Annotated in this window: 1 pseudogene; it reads right to left on the bottom strand. The window is 70.2% G+C overall.

The features are described from left to right. A pseudogene (locus J0695_RS39555) lies at positions 1-272 on the bottom strand (RNA polymerase subunit sigma-24); the annotation flags it as partial.

Here is a 272-nt window from a genome sequence, read left to right as displayed (position 1 = left end):
CGGAGCTTCTCGGGGTTGAGCACGGCCCAGATGTTGGTGATCAGGCCGTCCGCGACATCGAACGCCAGCACCGTCGCGATGACGCCGTCCCGTTCGGCGATCAGCCCCGGCTGGCCGTTGACCGTACGTTCCATGAGGGTCAGACCGGGTGTGCTGCGCATGAACCCGGCGATGGAGTTCGCGACCAGCTCGCGGCCCCGGGACGGGTGGAGCTGTGCGTTGACGATGCCGCCGCCGTCACGGCGACCGGCGACGGCGGGGTCGAGGAGGCC

It is taken from the genome of Streptomyces beijiangensis, from assembly GCF_017315755.1.
Classification (GTDB): Bacteria; Actinomycetota; Actinomycetes; order Streptomycetales; family Streptomycetaceae; genus Streptomyces; species Streptomyces beijiangensis.
The sequence above is the reverse complement of the archived record's forward strand: the minus strand, read 5'-3'. Positions and strand labels throughout refer to the sequence as shown.